This window comes from Lutibacter sp., from assembly GCF_016342705.1.
In the GTDB taxonomy this organism is placed as follows: Bacteria; Bacteroidota; Bacteroidia; order Flavobacteriales; family Flavobacteriaceae; genus Lutibacter.
Window position 1 is genome coordinate 110159 of record NZ_JAEINV010000001.1, and the last position, 18467, is coordinate 128625.

General features: G+C 32.2%; 12 protein-coding genes. All 12 read right to left on the minus strand.

Going from position 1 to position 18467, the window contains the following annotated elements; translation table 11 throughout:
- Positions 1-38: 38 nt before the first annotated feature.
- The 12 genes from JEY78_RS00475 to JEY78_RS00530 all read right to left on the minus strand — a co-directional run bounded on the left by JEY78_RS00475 (position 39) and on the right by JEY78_RS00530 (position 18145).
- Entirely contained in the window at positions 39-1241 is a 1203-nt protein-coding gene (locus JEY78_RS00475) for a glycoside hydrolase family 27 protein (RefSeq protein ID WP_291845936.1), read from the minus strand.
- 21 nt (positions 1242-1262) lie between these two features.
- Positions 1263-3206, minus strand: coding sequence for a sialate O-acetylesterase (locus JEY78_RS00480; RefSeq protein WP_291845938.1), 1944 nt, complete (start codon positions 3204-3206; stop codon positions 1263-1265).
- A 9-nt stretch (positions 3207-3215) separates the two neighbouring features.
- Positions 3216-4718: an alpha-L-fucosidase gene (locus JEY78_RS00485; protein ID WP_291845939.1), complete on the minus strand. Its 1503-nt coding sequence runs from the start codon at positions 4716-4718 to the stop codon at positions 3216-3218.
- 13 nt (positions 4719-4731) lie between these two features.
- The gene (locus tag JEY78_RS00490) at positions 4732-6720 is read right to left on the minus strand and encodes a beta-galactosidase (protein WP_291845940.1); all 1989 of its coding nucleotides are present in this window, start codon (positions 6718-6720) and stop codon (positions 4732-4734) included.
- A gap of 151 nt (positions 6721-6871) precedes the next feature.
- A complete protein-coding gene (locus tag JEY78_RS00495) occupies positions 6872-8392 on the minus strand; it encodes a cellulase family glycosylhydrolase (protein ID WP_291845941.1) in 1521 nt (506 codons plus the stop codon).
- Between the two features lie 14 nt (positions 8393-8406).
- Positions 8407-10641: a beta-glucosidase gene (locus JEY78_RS00500; RefSeq protein ID WP_291845942.1), complete on the minus strand. Its 2235-nt coding sequence runs from the start codon at positions 10639-10641 to the stop codon at positions 8407-8409.
- A 26-nt stretch (positions 10642-10667) separates the two neighbouring features.
- Complete coding sequence (locus JEY78_RS00505) at positions 10668-12257, minus strand: glycoside hydrolase (protein ID WP_291845944.1); 1590 nt, start codon at positions 12255-12257, stop codon at positions 10668-10670.
- A 69-nt stretch (positions 12258-12326) separates the two neighbouring features.
- On the minus strand, positions 12327-14327 hold the full coding sequence (locus JEY78_RS00510) for a glycoside hydrolase family 97 protein (RefSeq protein ID WP_291845945.1): 2001 nt from the start codon (positions 14325-14327) through the stop codon (positions 12327-12329).
- Between the two features lie 16 nt (positions 14328-14343).
- Positions 14344-16647, minus strand: coding sequence for an alpha-xylosidase (locus JEY78_RS00515; protein WP_291845946.1), 2304 nt, complete (start codon positions 16645-16647; stop codon positions 14344-14346).
- 481 nt (positions 16648-17128) lie between these two features.
- On the minus strand, positions 17129-17326 hold the full coding sequence (locus JEY78_RS00520; protein WP_367158754.1) for a serine hydrolase: 198 nt from the start codon (positions 17324-17326) through the stop codon (positions 17129-17131).
- A complete protein-coding gene (locus JEY78_RS00525; RefSeq protein ID WP_291845947.1) occupies positions 17319-17510 on the minus strand; it encodes a hypothetical protein in 192 nt (63 codons plus the stop codon). Before JEY78_RS00525 ends, JEY78_RS00520 begins: the two co-directional genes overlap by 8 nt.
- A gap of 5 nt (positions 17511-17515) precedes the next feature.
- On the minus strand, positions 17516-18145 hold the full coding sequence (locus JEY78_RS00530; protein ID WP_367158755.1) for a hypothetical protein: 630 nt from the start codon (positions 18143-18145) through the stop codon (positions 17516-17518).
- Positions 18146-18467: the final 322 nt, after the last annotated feature.

Here is an 18467-nt window from a genome sequence, read left to right on the forward strand (position 1 = left end):
TTCGAGCTAAAAATTCAAAATAACTAACACAAAATCACCTACTTTAAAAGTCGTATCATTAAAACATCATGAGCTCCTATTTCTGACTTCAAACTAGTAGCTGTGTTTCCTAAATTTTGATGATTAAATAGGTCTCGAATTTTAAAATTTTGGTTATTTACGTTCAATATTCTGTTATTTAGATTGTCGCCAATTTCATGTTTTTTCCAATCAAAATCCAGTGAAATTTGCTTATCATTCATATTTATAAAAGTCATAGCCCACTCATCATTTTCCAAAGGTTTTATCCAAACCTCTATATTGTTTTCATTTATAAATCGAAAACCTTGAATCCCCAATTTATCCTGATTTACGGCAACTATTTCTTTATTAGCAAGTGTTTTAATAGTTTCACTAGAGGTAATTCTTAAATCATTCCCCATAATTAATGGCGAAGCCAATATACACCACATAGCAAAATGACTTCGATCTTCTGCATCAGTCATTCCGTTACCAACTTCCATCATATCATAATCGTTCCAATGTCCAGGGCCAGCTGCTTTACGGATTTCTTTTCTCATATTTATTATTTTCCAAATCCCTGAAGACGACCAAGTACCATGCCCAACTTCACAATCCCAACAATTAATAATATCTCCAGTAACTCTCCATGCATGTCCAACATTTTCGGCCCAAGTCCAAGGTTCATTATCGCCCCATTCGCAAATACTAAACACCATTGGTCTTTTAGCTGTTTTAATAGCATCACGCATCGTAATGTAAGCACTTTCTGCATTTATTTTTTCGGTATTACACCAGTCATATTTTAAAAAATCTACTCCCCAAGAAGCGTATAAACGGGCATCTTGATATTCGCTACCACGACTTCCAGGATAACCAGCACAAGTTTTTTCTCCAGCACAATTGTACAACCCAAACTTTAACCCTTTTGAATGCACATAATCAGCTAAAGCTTTCATTCCGCTAGGAAATTTTTTAGGATCTGCAACTAAATTACCCTCAACATCACGTTCCTTTGACATCCAACCATCATCTAAAACTATGTACTCATAACCTGCATCTTTCAAACCTAATTCAATAAATTTATTGGCTATATCTTTTACCAGAGCTTCATTTATATCTGTTCCGAATGTGTTCCAACTATTCCAACCCATTGGTGGTGTTAAAGCCAAACCCTCGAATTTTTGAGCACTTACTTTTACGCTTACAATTAGTAATACTATTAAAAAGAAATTTTTCATAATGAATATTTTGATTTAATTTTAAAAATTATATAATATATTTTCAGTTAAAGTTTTCCAATTATCAGTTCTAAATGGTGCTGCAGGAAATTTTTCTTTGTTGTGTAAATTACATTCTCCCGCATCATCAGCCCAACCGTAACGTACAGCTATAGGATTAGTTACATATTCATTTTCAACAACCACTTTATTGTTTATAATTTCAGCCTTTGCTTTGTGAAATATTTTATCTGAACCTGCAATTTCAAATCCGTAAACACTTTTTGATTCATTAGATGTTATAAGGCCGCCACCAACATTATCAAAAGTTAAATAAATTTTATTTTGTTTTATTTCCAACAATTTAAAAGTTGGACCGCTATAAATTATATTTTTACCATAATTCTTACTTAATGCAATTGCAGCTAAGCGATACCCAACATCTTGTTTATTTGTGGGATGAATATCTTTTGCATCGCCAATATCAGTAGTTACACACATCCCAGTATTTGGAACTTGTAGTGTTTGAGCTTGCGCCTCTCTAAGTTCGGCCCATTTACTACCTTTGATACTGTTGCCTCCAAATTCATCAAAACTTGCCAATTGCACAAAATAAAAAGGAAAATCACCTTGATTCCATTGTGTCCTCCAATCTCCTATCATTAAAGGAAATGTAGTTTTATACTGTTGAGCTCTACTTACATTTGCCTCGCCTTGATACCATAAAACACCTTTAAATGCATACGGAATTAATGGATGTACCATTGCATTATATAATAATGAAGGAAAACTATTTGGTGATACTTCACTTTTTATCTCAACCACATTAAATTTCCATGCGCCAGATAATGGAATAACTGCATTTTGTAAGGTTAATTTTAAGTCGGCTTTATCACCCCAAATTCCTCCACCACCAGTATAATCGGTGACTTTAATTGCAATTACATTTGTACCTTCTTTTAAGATTCCTGATGGAATTTTATACATTCTTTTTTCATCATATTTATTGGTTGTTCCAATCTCAATTCCATTAAAATAAGAAATATCTTCATCATCTATTTTTCCCAATTCAATTAAAGCTTCCTTTCCGGCATCTTCTTTTGAAATTTCAACCGATTTTCGAAACCAAACCACTCCGTCCAAATTATCCAACTGTTGGTTTTCCCATAAATCTGGAACTTGCATTTTAGGCCAGTTAATATCATTGAAAGTAAGTTCTTTGAAAGATGAATCCGCTTGAGCCATTATTTTTGAACCTTGAATATATTCTATTTTGGTTGTAATTAATTTGATTTGATTTTTTGAAAGCAAATCTAAATCTACATTAGGCATTTCAGCTATCATTTCTTTAAATTCATTACTATTTTCAAAAGCTTCTTTACTAGTCCATGTTTCTACACAAGTACCTCCCCAAGATGTGTTGATAATACCGATTGGAATATTTAATTCAGCATATAATTTTTTAGCAAAAAAGTAGCCAACTGCTGTAAAATCATTTACTGTATTTTTATTACAAACATCCCATTTTCCAGCTTTTAATGCTACTTTTGGTGAATCACTTAAATCTTTTTCAACCAAAAACTGACGAATCATAGGATAATCAGCATCATTCATTTCTTCTACTGCATTTTTCACATTACTTACTGTAAATTCCATATTAGATTGGCCACTACAAATCCACACTTCACCCACCAATACATTTCTTAAAACAATGGTATTATTACCTATAACAATCATTTTAAAAGGTCCTCCGGCGCTTTCAGGTTTTAAAAAAATTGCCCATTTTCCATTTGCATCGGTGTTGGTTTTTACAATTTGATTGTTGAAATGGATTTCAATTTTTTCATTAGCATCAGCCCAACCCCAAAGAGGAATTGGCTTGTCACGTTGTAAAACCATGCCGTCAGAAAATAATAACGGTAATTGTACATTGGCATTCGCAAATAAGCTGAATGCAAAAAAGAGGGTTACAAAATATTTTTTCATTTTAATCTATTATTCAGTTTCAATTTTAATTACAAAAGCCATATCGTCCACTTTTTGATGAGGTGTTTTAATATGCAATCCATATTTATCTATTTTGAAAGGAATTTCATTTTCAATCCCTAAAATTGTAATATTTTTTATTGTTGGAACGGCATCCCCTAAAAATTCAGTTGTAAATGAAGTTAAATTAATTGGAGTGTTTTCTCCCGGCCAACCTAAAACAATAGCGTAAATGACTTTCCCTTTTTTTGTATAACGAATGTCTTGCGGAGTGTAAGTAATTTTATCTAAAAACATCCCCGATTTTTCTTGTTTTGTAGGGCCTTCACCAAAAACTTCCCACGTACGCGAACCATAAATAGCTTCTCCATTTGTTTTTAACCATTGGCCAATGGTTAACAATATTGCTTGTTGGTTCTCAGGAATTATACCATTTGCCATTGGTGAAATGTTGAGCATTAACGCACCGTTTTTACTCACTACATCTACTAAAATATGGATAATTTCATTGGCATTTTTTAGCTTTAAATTATCAACATAACTCCAACTACCTATCGATACGGTTTCATCTGTTAACCAAAATTCTTCGGTTATTTTGTTCATTCTTCCTTTTTCAAAATCTTCTAAACTTACCGATTTTGGAAACTCCCCATCTTTATGTGTAAACACAACTTGTTTGTTTTTGGCAACTGCATCATTAAAATAATAGGCTATAAACTTTCTCTTAATCGAATCGGAGATTTTTTGTGTTTGACCATCAAAGTAAATCAAATCTGGGCTATAATTATCAATCACTTCTTTTAATTGCCCTAACCAGTCTTTATTGAATTTTTCTTTTGAAATATTGCCATACATTTTAGCCAAAAGCGGATCTTCAGATGAAGTTGGCATTTTAGGATTATAAGGAAAATAGGAAGTGTCATTCAACCATTTTTGAGGCTCCTCTTTATATATTTGAAGATTTCTAGCGATGTGAAAAGAGGCAATAAATTTCATGTTTTTTTGATGAATTGCCTGACTCAACTCTTTTAAAATATCTCGTTTCGGGCCCATATCAACCGAATTCCACGGATTGATTTTACTTCCCCAGTTAGACCATCCATCGTGATGCTCGGCCACAACACCTGCAAATTGAGCTCCTGATTTTTCAAACAAATCTGCCCAAGTATTGGCATCAAAGTTCTCAGCTTTAAACATGGGCACAAAATCGTGATACCCAAATTCTGATGGCTGTCCGTAAGTTTCAACATGGTGTCTATTTTCATCAGTTCCTTCAATATGCATGAGTCTAGGATACCAATCGTTGGCATAAGCCGGCACAGATAAAACTCCCCAATGCGCATAAATCCCAAATTTAGCATCTTTAAACCACTCAGCAGTTTCATCATATTCCGCTAAAGATTCCCAGGTCTCTTCATATTTTACGATTTCTTTGGCAGCTTTTTTTTCTTCTGAACAACTTATAATAAGTATCAAAAAAAATAAAATGCTCACATGCTTTATTATTTTCATTTTCTTCATTTAATTATTCTGTCCAAACGCATACTCCTCCTGGTTTTAAAATTTTGGTTCCAATTAGTAAATTGGTTTTAACCGGTAATTTCAATTCATAATCTTCAGAAGCATAATTAACAGCTACCCAAAAACCATCGCGCCATTGTACATATACTCCTTCTGGATAATTTTCGGTAGTAATATTTGCTTGAAAATAAACACTGCGTAAGACATCTTTTTCCAATAGCGCATCATCAGTATCAACTCCAATATAGGTTACCGTTCCTTTACCAATTTTATGAGTTACCACAGCTGCTTTTCCAGCATAAAACTGATTGGTATAAGTCGCTAACACATTTTTAGGATTATTTGGCACGATTAAATCGGCCCAATTATTCCAAAAATATTCATTTTTTAAACCTTCAATAGTGCCTTTTGTTGAAGGTAATAACTGATCAAAATTTTCAATTTCAGCATTAATGAGCGAATAAATTTTTTCGCCCCAACCAGCACTAAAAATATGTCCGTTTCGGTCTTTTACTCCAGTTCTCAATGTTAAAACTAAATTACCGCCTTGTTTTACATAGTTTTTCCACTTATCAATAAGTGCATTATCAACCAATTCAAAAGCAGGTGCAATTACAACTTTGTACTTACTTAAATCGTCATTTTCATAAATAATATCAGCAGGTGCTCCAAAGGATTTTACAATTTCTAAATATTTTTGAAAAAACTGCAAAGTATTCCATTGATTGGTTTGTCCTTGCTGTGCCATACTCCAAGTATTGTCGTAATTCCATAATAAGGCAGTTTTGCGCTCTTTAATTTTTTTAGGTATTTCAGCTTTTGGATTGTAAGCTTTTCGCAACATTTCCATCTCCTCAATCACCTGTTTGTATTCTTTTCCGCCTTGAGACAAGGTTAGACCATCTAACTTAACTATACCACTGTGATACTGCTCAGCGCCATAATTGATTTGACGATAACGATATGAACAAGCAAACGATAAATTGCCTCCAAAACAGTGATACAACCACATCCTTACCGTACCTGGCAATAACAACGAATTGATGCCTCCCCAGTTTACGTAACCAGGTTGTAACTCCATAATTCCAGAAGTGTGATTTTCTGGCGCATAAAAACTAAAGGCAAACGACAATTCTTTTGGATCGCCTAAACGAAAACCCAAATCGCCAATATTTGCATTCCCTTTATTTGGATAAGATGTAAATGAATTAAAATCTAATTTTTTAGTTCTTCGTGGATCAGCAGATTGATTGGTTGCAGTGTAATTTGTGGTGATATATTGATTTTTTGAAATTAACGGACGTAATATTTCGGCCTGAAAATCTAAAAAATCAGCCTGTGTATCGGCTGAATATCTTTTTAAATCAAGCAGCGAATGTGGGTTGATGCCCCACCAACCTACAAGTTTGGCGTTTGGTATTTTTATTTCACTAAAACTGCTATAAGTTTGATTCCAAAATGACGCTCCCCAAGCATTATTTAAATTTTCGATTGTTTCATATTTAGTTTCTAACCACTTTTTAAATGCTTCTTGTGACGAAGGACTAAAGTCGGGTTTCGCCCAAGGTTCATTATCTATTTGCCAACCAATTACTGTTGGATTGTTTCCATAACGTTCTCCTAATTTTGTTACAATTTTTTTTGTAAAACGTTTCCAAATAGGATTGCTTAATGATTGCTGATCTCTTGTGCCGTGTTCCTGCCGTTGATAATCCGCATTCATTAAATAAATTTCAGGATATTTAATACCCATCCAAACTGGCGTTATGGAAGTTGGTGTCCCTAAAATAACTTTTAAATTGTATTTTGAAGCCAATGCGATTACTTCATCCAACCATTCAAAAATATAAACACCTTCTGAAGGCTCCATATCTATCCAAGAAAATTCAGCAATATGAATAAATTCAAAACCTATTTCAGCAATGTTTTTAATATCGCCTTCCCATTCACTTTTGTCCCAATGTTCAGGATAATAGTAAATACCCAATGACATTAAATCTTCTTTTTGGAAAAATTTGGATGTATTCTGTGCATTAACATTTACTATTAATACGAAAAAAAACAGTGATTTTAAAAATAGATTTTTCATTTTATAAAAAATAATAACAATGGTTCTTATAATGAACCTCAGTTGTATTAGAAATTTAATTCAATCCTTCAATTAAAGCATCGAGTACTTTTTGGTCAAAAACAGTATTGTCTGCGCGCTTAAAAATTCCAAAACCGTGGTTTGTAATACTTCCTTCATCCCAATAAAAAGGCAATAGACCGTTTGCTTTTGCTTGTTTTACAACATATTTTAAATAAAAAGCTCTCGAATTTAAATGTAAGGCCAAAGCATCTCCAGTTAAAGTTGTGCGTCTAATGGCTCCGAATTCACCTAAAACCACTGGAATACCCTTATCTACAAACTTAGTTTTCATAGATGCAAAATAAGTATCTAAAGCTGTTTCTTCACCCAAAGTTGCATTGCGTTCGGTATCTATTATTGAATGATAATCTTTCCCCCAGAAATAAGCCATTTTTCCCCAACTTGCATCTTCTGTTAATCCAGCAAACTGCCAAGGCGTATAATAATGCACTTCAACCATCATTCTATTTTCAACAATATCGGTTGGTAATGTTGTCATTAAATTAGTTGTTTTTTCAATATCAGTTGTTGGCCCTTGTACCACTAAAGTGCGATAGGCATTTTTACCTCCAGTAGCTCGAACTGCATCAATAAAAGTTTGATGATATGAATTCAAAACTATCATTCCAGCTACATCATCAACTGCAGGTTCATTGGCACTAGCAAATAATAAATGCTCATCAAAATCTCTTAAATGCGTGGCGATTTGTTCCCAAAAAGCTTTTTGTTTGGCATTGACTTCATCTTTTTTAGCTTCGGTAATATTATTTTCAAGCCACCCACCATCCCAGTGAATGTTTAAAATTACATACATATCATTATCTGTACAATATTTTACGACTTCTTTCACTCTATTTAGCCATTCAGTTTTAATTTCAGCTTTGGCACTATTTGATAAATATTGATTCCAAGAACAAGGAATTCTCACTGCATTAAATCCGTTTAGTTTTACTGCATCAATCAAAGCTTTGGTTGCCTTTGGATTTCCCCAAGCGGTTTCACTTCCACTAGCTTCCAATGTATTACCTAAATTCCACCCAAGGTTTATTTTTGATGCAATTTCAGTTGAAGTACTGCTCATGTTGGTAGCATCAGCAGCGATAGGATTTGTGTTATAATTTGGATACAAATCACCAATGGCTACCTCAGTTTCTTTTTGAATAATCGTAATTTTAAAAGGTGTTACACTGTTTGCTGAAATGGTTATAGTTGCTGTTCTTTTTGTTGTTTCAGTATTTTCAGCAACACTAATTTTAACTGTACTTGAGCCTTTTAAACCCGATGTTTTGCTAAAAGTAATCCAACCTGTGGCCGAACTATTTAATGTCCAGCTGTCTGCTGTAGTATTAATACTAACATCAAAACTACTTGCTTCTTTTTCAAAATCTATATTTGTAAGACTTGCAGTTAATGTTTTGGGAATCACAACAACTACTTCTTCATCTGGTGATGTGTCTTTACTGCAAGCCAAAAAACCAAATAATAAAAAAAAGACGAGTGTACTAAAAATGAGTTTATTGTTTGATTTTTTCATTATACCAATCTGATTTACTGAATATTAATTGAAATTTCTTCAAAATTCCCTCTCGATGAATTACCAATTTTCAATACGTACTTTCCAGGTTCAATTAGCCATTTATTTTTTATTTCAGAATAATAAGCTAGTTCTTTTACTGGCAAAGTGATTGTAATTATTTCAGAAGCACCACTTTTTACAAATACTTTTTTAAATCCTTTTAATTCTTGTGTAGCTCTTTCAACTTTTGAATCTGGATTGGAAACATACAATTGGGCAACTTCCTTTCCAGCAACATTTCCTATGTTTTTCATTTTGAAAGAAATTTCAATAAGGTTATTTATATTATATGTTTCTTTATTTGTTTTTAAATCAGAAATTTCAAAATTTGTATAGGATAATCCATAACCAAACGGATATAAAGGTTCAATGTTTTTAGTATCGAACCAACGGTAACCTACTAAAATTCCTTCTTTATAAGTCACAGTTTCATCCCCTGGAAAACTATTGGTTGCATGTGCCGGAGAATCTTCAATATTTTTGGGCATTGTCCAAGGTAATTTTCCTGACGGATTTATAGTACCTAATAAAACATCAGCCAATACATTACCACCTTCAGAACCATTAAACCAGCTCCAAATCAAAGTTGAAGTCATTTTTTCTACTTCTTGCAAATCGAATGGAGCACCAGCAATCATCACCACAATGGTATTAGGGTTTACTTCCATTACCTTTTTAATTAGTTCTTCCTGTGCAAAAGGTAATTTTAAATTCATACGATCAGAAGCCTCTGTTTCATAATCACGATTTGAACCTGCAAAAATAATAGCCATATCCGAATTTTTTGCAGCTTCAATAGCTTCTTCTAATTTTGTTGCATCTAATTTGTTTACAGGCAAAGGACCGTGTAAAGTAACTTCAGCTTTTTGGTCATTTTCGTTTTTAGAATATCTTTCTAAATACCCTTCAGCATAATTAATTTTCACATTTTCAGGTAATCTATTTTGAAGTCCTTCTAAAGGTGTTACCTCTCTCTTAGTTTTAACACCAGCTCCAAAACCACCCAAAGCATTTTTCTTTGTAGCATTATTTCCAATAACCGCAATAGACTTAACACCCTCTAAATTTAATGGGAGTGTATTTTTTTCATTTTTCAATAGAACCACAGATTCTGCCGCAATATTGTAAGAATCTTGATAATGCGCCTCGGTTGCTAGACTTCCTTGGACTCTATTTTTACCATTAATTGCTTTTACTTGAAACAGCACATTTAAAATACGTTTTATATGCTTATCTATTTCAGCTTCAGAAATTTCACCCAATTTAAATGCTTCAATTAATTTATCTGCTAAAAAATACTCATTAAATGATTTTGGAGTTCCCATTTCAATATCCAATCCGTTTTCTAATGATTTTACCGTGCTATGTACAGCAGCCCAATCTGAAACTACAACACCTTTAAACCCCCATTCATTTCTCAAAATTTTATTTAACATTAAATCGTTTTCGCACAAATAATCACCTCTAAATTTGTTATAAGCGCCCATAACGCTATACGCATTTGCCTGAGTAATTGCAGCTTCAAAAGCTGGTAAATAAATTTCACGTAATGTTCTTTCATCCATTAAAACGTCAACAGTACCTCGGTTCGTTTCCTGATTGTTTGCAGCAAAATGTTTTATACAAGCCATTACATCGTTTTCTTGAATTCCCACAATAAATGGCACCGCTAATTTTTTGTTTAAGAAAGGGTCTTCAGTAAAATACTCATAAGTACGCCCTCCGAGGGGTGTTCTAATAATATTTATTGCAGGTGAAAGCAACATATCTTTACCACGCGCACGAGCTTCTTGCCCTACACTATTTCCGAATGTATACGATAGGTCCGGATTCCAAGTTGCGGCGACACTTCCTGCTGCTGGATAATAGGTTGCGTAATCGTTATCCCAACCTGCAGGTGCCCAGCTATTTCTAGAAATTTCTTCTCTAATACCTAAAGGGCCATCAACCATTTTTAATTCTGGAATTCCTAAACGCTCAACACCTCCCGAAGAAAACATGGAATTAGCATGAAGCATTCCAATTTTTTCTTCAATTGTCATTAATGATATAAGGCTATCAATAGCATCATCAAATTCTGAGCTTATTGCAGTTCCCTGATATACATTGGTTGCTATTTTTTCAATGGTAGGCTTTTGTTCTTTTTTACAAGAAATTAATCCTATAACTAAAATTATAATTGTGATATAAATTGAATTTATTTTCATTTTTTTGTTTGAATTTTATTTTTTAATTATTGTATTCTTAAGTTGAGAAGGTAAACATCATTTTCATTAATGTTAAAATACTTGATAAACTTACCTTTTACGTCTATTTTTACCAACTCAGTTTTAATTGGTTCACCATTATTTTTTCGCTTTAATGCGTTTACTTCCTCTTTTGTAAGTTGACTTGGTTTGTCCATTGCTAAATACTCGGAATACGGATCATTTGCATTATAGCCTACTTTAAATATTTCTAATTTATAGGTACCCTTTTTAAGTCCTTCAACTTCAACTTTTAATTTTCCTTTTGGTTTTGAAGGCAAATCTTGTGCGTAATAGGTTTGATTGAGTTCTGTATCACCAGGATGCGTATTGGTAAAATCCCAAAAAAGTAATTGCATATCACCATTTTCATTTTTGCTTGCCCAAGAAGATGTATCTGCGTTTTTAAGTTCAGTTTTACCCAATTTGTTCATTAAATAATAAGAAAAATAGGCCGATTTTTTAATTCCTTGAGTGTTCAACAATCCGAAACCACCATGAAAAGGAGTAAATCTCGGACCAGCTTCTTCAAAAATATCAGTAAAAACCCAATAAGACATAGAGTTAGCAGCATCTCCTACTTGTTTTAGTTTTTGAAGAATATATGCTGCAGAATGATAACTATCGTGAATTGGATCTGCAGGTGTGTATGAAGAACTCCATTCGGTATAATGTAATTCTAGATTTGGTTTTGTTGAATTTGAAATTTGTTTACGGGAATTTATAACATCACCACTTACACTAGAATCTTCTTTACTTAATATTGTACCGGAAGTACCAAATTCATCTAAATAACCGTGCTTAACACCGTAAGTATGCGTTGAAATAAAATTAATTGGAACATTAGCATTTTCGCAAAATTCAATAGTTTCTGGAACCCATCCAGCTCCCGCAGTTGCAGGTCCACCAACTTTGTATTCAGAATTTACATTTTTTATAGCATTCGCAGTATATTCATATAATTTAAAATATTCTTCTTGTGTTCCTGTCCAAAATCCGGGTGTTAAATTTGGCTCATTCCAAACTTCAAAATACCAAGATTTAACTTCTTTAGCGCCATATCTTTCTGTAAAATGAGTTGTTAAATTTCTTATTAAGGCTCCCCATTTTTCATAATCTTTTGGTGGAGTTACATTTCCTTTCCACCAAAAAATTGTTTCATGGCCACTTGCTAAAGCAGATGGCATAAATCCTAGTTCAACAAAAGGTTTCATGTTAATACTTAAAATAAAATCATAAAGTGCATCAATATATTGATAATTATATTTTGGCTTTCCTTTTTCATCTTCACTATAAACACCCATATCATCGGATAGTAAGCCGTGCATTCTAATGTATTTGAAATCACATTCGTTTTTTACCAATGCTAATTGTTGCTGCCAATCTGCCCGCAATCCTTCATTTGCTCTTCCTGCTCCAATACATTCCTTAAACATCGTATTTAAATCTCCAGCAGCATTATTAAAATCTATTTTTATAGTTCTATAATAATTGTTTGATGAAATTTCCGTTTGTGATTTTATTGTTTGAATAAAAAGGCAGCTTATAATTGTTATAAAGAATAGAAACTGTTTCATTGACTTTTATTTTTATATAGTTTTCTGCGTTATTTTAAAAGTTAAAAATAACGCAGAATAAAATGAGTTTTATAATTTTTTAAATCTTATTGCAGTTCCGCCACCTTCGCCAAGGTTAAGTTTTAAAGTGTCGGTTGATTTAACTTCTTTGGTTGTTATAGCAACTTTAGTTGCATTTGTATTCCAAGTTGTTCCAACTTCATCAGCATAAATTTGAGCTTCATAAGTAGTATTAGCATCTAAGAAAGATAAATCAATATCAAAAGATCTACTTTCTTCATTTGTTAAACTTCCTAAATACCAATCTTCGCTATGTTTATCTTTACGCACAGTAGTAATATATTCAGCAATTTCTGCATTTAAAACTTTAGTATCTTGCCAATCTACTGGCACATCTTGTAAAAATTTGAAAGCAGGATTTCCATCATAGTTTTCAGGTAAATCTGCTAACATTTGAATAGGAGCGTAGAAAACTACGTATAAAGCCAATTGTTTTGCTGCCGTTGTATGCACATCTCTACCTTCATAACCTTGTTTAATTTCAACATCTAAAACGCCAGGTGTAAAATCCATTGGACCAGCAAGTAATCTTGTAAATGGCAAAGTAGCTGTATGACTTGGCGGATTTCCATCACTCCAAGCATTGTATTCTTGTCCCCGAGCTCCTTCGCGAGCCATCATATTTGGATACGTTCTTCGTTCTCCAGTATCTTTTATTGGTTCGTGGAAATTAACAGTTAAATGGTATTTTACTGCATTTTCTAGTACAGCTCTGTAATAATTTACACCAAATTGTCCGTGATGCCACTCTTTCATATTTAAGCGAGAACCAACTTGTCCAATTTTAACATCGTGAATTCCAACTTTTTCATATAAAGCCATTCCTTCATCAATTTGAGCTAAATAATTGATAATATTTGAACCTGTTTCGTGATACCCAATAATACTAACTCCATTTTCTTTGGCATAATCAGTTACTTTTTTAAGATCGAAATTATCTGCTTCCTGTGTAAAACTAAATTGATGCATGGCGTTTTCATACCAAGCTGGAGTCCAACCTTTATTCCAACCTTCAATTAATAAATGATCAATTCCAAATTTTTTGCAATAATCAATATATTCAAAAGCATGTTTTGTAGTTGCTCCTTGAATAGGGCTTTCCCAAAAAGAATATTTACCAATATGCATTCCCCACCAAATACCTAAATATTTATGAGGTTTAATCCAACTTGTATCTTCAATTTTATTTGGGTCGTTTAAGTTTAAAATTAGTGCAGAAGTTATTAAATCTGCTGGTTTATCAGCTATTTGTAAGGTTCTCCAAGGCGTTGTAAAACTACCATTTGTTTTTACTTTATCACCATCTGCCCAAGGAACTAGATTGCTTTTTAGAGAAGTACCATTGGTTCTTTCTAACGTCATACTTGCAAAATCTTTTAAATTTGCTTCGTGAAAACTTAAGGATAATCCACTTTTACTTTTTATTGTTAATGGCGTATGAACAGTATCTAAAGTGCTCACAGGTGATTTAGTAGTTAAATATTCATATCTATTATCTTGATATGCACCAATCCACCAAGCATCTCCATCGTCTTTTAAATTGAACTGTGTTAACTCATCCATAATAAAAATACTGTCTTTTCCTTGTTCTGGATATATATATCTAAGCGCAATACCATCATCAAAAGCTCTAAACTGAACTTCTAAATTTCTTTTACTTTCTGATTTTTCTTGTAATAAAACAGATAATTGATTGTAATTATTTCTGATTTGGTTTTTCTCACCCCAAACAGGTTCCCAAGTTTCATTAAAAGAAGTTGTATCAATTTTAATTACTTCAAAGTTTGAACTTAGAGAGTCATTATTTTTAAATACAAACCCTAATTTTGAAGGAGAAAGAACAGTAATATCACTATGTGAAACACCATAAAATGGTTTGCCGTCAATCAGTTCAAAAGTGATCTTGTTTTTTTGATTTGGAGACTTTAATTCTTGTGAAACATTTTTAGGTTGTTGGCTACAAGAGATTAAAAATAGCAGCAAAAATGCGGTTGAAAATTGTTTTAACATTTTAATCAAAATAAAATTATTTAATTGTTGAAATTTTAAATTTAGTGTTGCCTTCAAGAGGATTATTTACCAATTCAAATGAATTCCCTTTTTTAACAACCTCTAAATTGTATAAATTAGTGTTATTAGGCACATACAATTTACAACTAGCTGTTGTTGCATCTGCAGCAAATACTTTTAATTCTAAAGAGCTCCAATCCATATCTTTTGTAGATTGAGCTAATTTAATATGAGGTAAAATTGTTCCATTTTTAACCAACATAATAATTGGAATATCACCAGCTTTAATTGAATGCCAGCCACCTTCATAAATTTTATTAGTTTGGTAGTCTATCCATTTTCCTTTTGGTAAATACACATTTCTTTCAGTACCATTTTCAAATAATGGAGCAACTAAAATATCCGAACCAAATAAGTATTGATCATCAACTAACCAAGAACCCGGATCGTTTGGAAATTCAACAAACATGGCTCTTAACATTGGTAAGCCTTTTTCAGATGCGTCTTTTGCCTGTCCATATATATAAGGCATTAACTGATAACGTAAATTATCAGCATTTCTAAAATCTACTAAGAATTCTTTGCTATATTCCCAAGGTTCAGTTGGTGGTTCACCGTGACTACGAACGTGTGAAGTTAACATTCCAAATGGAGTCCATCTTCTATATAAATCTTCAGGCGATTTTGTAACAAAACCACCCACGTCATGACTCCAAAAAGTAAATCCAGACAAACCAAACGATAAGCCACCTCTTAAAGTTGCTGCCATTGCAGTATTTGTAGTTGCAGCATCTCCACCCCAATGTAAAGGATATCTCTGACTTCCAGACCAAGCGCTTCTTGCCCAAATAATAGAGTTTCCTGTAACTTCTTTTGTGATTTCAGAAACAGCTTTGTTATATCTTAGTGGAAATAAATTGTGTTCGTAAAAACCAGTTTTTCCATTGTTGAATATTCCTGTGGCGGGAGCTGCTTCTCCAAAATCAACTTTTATAACGCCTACACCTTGTTTTAAAAGAGATGCTATTTTATTTTGATACCAAGTTACCGTTTCAGGATTTGTAAAATCTAAAGTAGCATCTTCATAAGGGATATTTCCTTTTCTATCTTTTACAGCTAACCCTTTTTCAATAATTTCATTAAACAACGTATTTCTTGGCGTAAAATAAGGTAATTGCCATAAACAAACATTAAATCCGTCTTCTTTCATATCAGCAATCATATCAATAGGATCGTTAAATCTGTTTTTAGAGAATTCGTAATTACATCTCCAATCTGTTTCAAACCAACCGGTATCAAAATGAATTACATCACTTGGAATTTTATATTTTCTTAAATTTTTTGCGATTTCTCGTCCTTCTGTTTCAGAAAAATAAGTGATTCTACTCATCCAAAAACCAAATGACCAAAGTGGTGGCATTTCAGCTTTTCCAGTTAAATCGGTATATTCATCTAAAATATCTTTTGGTTCACCAATAAATACAAATAAATCGGCCTCATCATCACCAATCATCATAGAATTAGCGCCATTAAAATATTTTCCAAAATCAACAGTAATAGGAGTGGAGTGATGCATAAAAACACCGTAACCACGGCTACTCATATAAAAAGGAATTGGTTTGTACATAGTTTCATTTTGCACACCATTTGCATCATCTGTCCATAAAATAACTTTTTGCCCACGTTTATTAAATTGCGTAAAAGATTCACCACAACCAAATATTTTTTCTTCAGGAGACATAGAAAAAACAGCGTCCATACTTCTTGAATAATCATCGGCTCTACGAACAAATGAAAATGGCGTTACAGGCGTGTATGTACTTTTAACATCATCTAAATGTAACGTGCTAGTTAATAGTTTTCCTTGAGCATTGTAAATAGAAACGTGCCAAGGTTTTTCTGTAATTACAACAGAACCTTTGCTACTTGTATATTTGTGACCTTCGGTGATTTTGGAGTATTTCCATAAATTTCTAGCATTTTTTGCAACACCATTAACTAACATTAATGATGCTTCTTGTTTTTTAAATTGTGGACCAGATGAAGTTTTTATTCTAATAGTTCTATCAGAAATAAATTCAATTGAAAAAGGTAATTCAGGAGAAACTTCATATTCAGTAGTAGGAAATTCATTTGCAGGCGCAGGCACAAGTTTGCTTAACATGTTGTTAAAAGCCTGTCTGGTTGCAAAATTATGACGTAAATATTTAATTGTTCCTTCTCCAGTTTCTGGGTTAAATTTAACTAATTCATCAGCTAAATAATACGTGTTTCTAAAATCCTCAAAATCTTTACTAATATCTGGCGGCTCGTTCAACATATTTGTATTTTGAATTTGTGCATATGATTTAGCAAAAAACAGCAATAACCCAAATATAATTAAGGGTCTAAAAAAATATTTACAAGTGATGGACATGTTGTTTTTGTTTGGTTATTTTTAAATAAATAAGCGTTATTTTTACAATTAAAAATTGGTCAAAAAATTTAATGATAAATATAGCCTTTAACCTTTATTAAAAATTATACAATTTCTACTATTTCAAATACTTTTTTATATAATGTAAAATGAAAACTTAAAATGGCTGGATGTATAGTGCTAAAGAAGGATTACAGGGTAAAAAGGATTTTAAGCTGTTATTTGATATGCCATATTTGATATTTTTGAGTCTAAAGATAATTGTAATCTTATTCGGATATAAAATTTATTGCATTTTTTGTGGTTTTTTTTGCGTGTGCTGTATTAATAAATGTTTGATCTAAGTAGAATTCACAACAATTAATCATTATTGGTTGTACTTGAACTATTCCGAGTTAAAATTGTCAACTTTAAATATTACAAAAATGAATTCAGGGAAATAATCTCCCAAATAATTTGTTGCTAAATCTGATACTTTTAATTTATTTTCCTGCTGAAGTAAAAGTATTGCAGTAGCTGTAAATTGTTTTGAAACGGATGCAATCTCTTGTGATGTGGTGGTTAAAAAAAGGTGTTTACTTATTTAAATTAGCCAATCGATTTCCTTTTTTAAAGATAAGTTTACCCTTGCGTTTTATAGCGACAGCTCCATTAAACATTTTGGCAGTGCACAATGTAGAGAAATATTCATCTAAAGTATCATTTTGTACTTCAATCATTTTTTCATCAGCTGCCTTTTTAAAAAATGGCTTACAATTGGTAAACATAAAAGTTAAAAACAATAGAAAAACGAGTTGATATTTTTAACATAACTTTCTATTTTATCCCAAGTTGGATTGATTAATCCAATACCGTTTGTATCATTTAAATGGATGGTTCCGTATAGAATTTGGTGACCTTGATAAGGATCTATAAATTGAGGTTTATCAGAAACATTTCGCATTGCTTTTATAATTTCAGCATCTTTATTACCTTCAAATTTAATCTTTAAATAATTAAAATCATCAGCTTCTAATACTCTTTGTTCTATGATTTCAGAGCTGTCAATTCCAATAGTTTTACTGGTTTTTAAATTTCTTTTTGCTAAATTGAAATATTTATAAAAAGGAACATTTAGAATTTTTCCAATAAGATTATGAAGTGCAATATCAATTGCATCTTTTGCTGCGGTATTTCCAGAGTTAAGTCGATCTATGTAGTTTCCTATTTTTACTATTTCTAGTGGAGAATGGAATTGACTTAAATTTATTATTTTTATAAAAGCTTGAGCAGTTTCAATTGTTTCTCCATACAAGGGAGGCATTGATGCTTCCCCATACCCCTCAAAAATTTCATATTTTAATTTTACTAGAAGGACAGGGGTATTTGTTCTTGATCCACTAGCTATTCTAATACGAATTATTTATTCAAATTATATGGTTTAATTTCTATGGAGATTATTTAGTACAAAGTGTTTTTATTTAAATTGTTTTTTCAATATGGTTTCTTCTAAAAATTTTGTCAATGTTTATTGTTAAGAAATAATGCTGCTCAATGTGTTTACTTATAATTAAATGACTTAGTTAAACACCTAATTTAGCAAAGAAAATCGAATAGAAAATAGACTGCACTCAATGAGACAAATTTAATTAATTTTGACAATAATGATCTTAAACCAAGCAATATACTAAATGCGATGTTGGCGGTAGTTTTTTATTCATATTTTTTGCACCAACTCCATAAGT

Excerpts from the sequence above, each read along its gene's own strand:
- JEY78_RS00475 (WP_291845936.1), bottom strand. The coding sequence starts at position 1,241 with ATGAAAAATTTCTTTTTAATAGTATTACTAATTGTAAGCGTAAAAGTA.
- JEY78_RS00480 (WP_291845938.1), bottom strand. The coding sequence starts at position 3,206 with ATGAAAAAATATTTTGTAACCCTCTTTTTTGCATTCAGCTTATTTGCG.
- JEY78_RS00485 (WP_291845939.1), bottom strand. The coding sequence starts at position 4,718 with ATGAAAATAATAAAGCATGTGAGCATTTTATTTTTTTTGATACTTATT.
- JEY78_RS00490 (WP_291845940.1), bottom strand. The coding sequence starts at position 6,720 with ATGTCATTGGGTATTTACTATTATCCTGAACATTGGGACAAAAGTGAA.
- JEY78_RS00495 (WP_291845941.1), bottom strand. The coding sequence starts at position 8,392 with ATGAAAAAATCAAACAATAAACTCATTTTTAGTACACTCGTCTTTTTT.
- JEY78_RS00500 (WP_291845942.1), bottom strand. The coding sequence starts at position 10,641 with ATGAAAATAAATTCAATTTATATCACAATTATAATTTTAGTTATAGGA.
- JEY78_RS00505 (WP_291845944.1), bottom strand. The coding sequence starts at position 12,257 with ATGAAACAGTTTCTATTCTTTATAACAATTATAAGCTGCCTTTTTATT.
- JEY78_RS00510 (WP_291845945.1), bottom strand. The coding sequence starts at position 14,327 with ATGTTAAAACAATTTTCAACCGCATTTTTGCTGCTATTTTTAATCTCT.
- JEY78_RS00515 (WP_291845946.1), bottom strand. The coding sequence starts at position 16,647 with ATGTTGAACGAGCCGCCAGATATTAGTAAAGATTTTGAGGATTTTAGA.
- JEY78_RS00525 (WP_291845947.1), bottom strand. The coding sequence starts at position 17,510 with ATGTTTACCAATTGTAAGCCATTTTTTAAAAAGGCAGCTGATGAAAAA.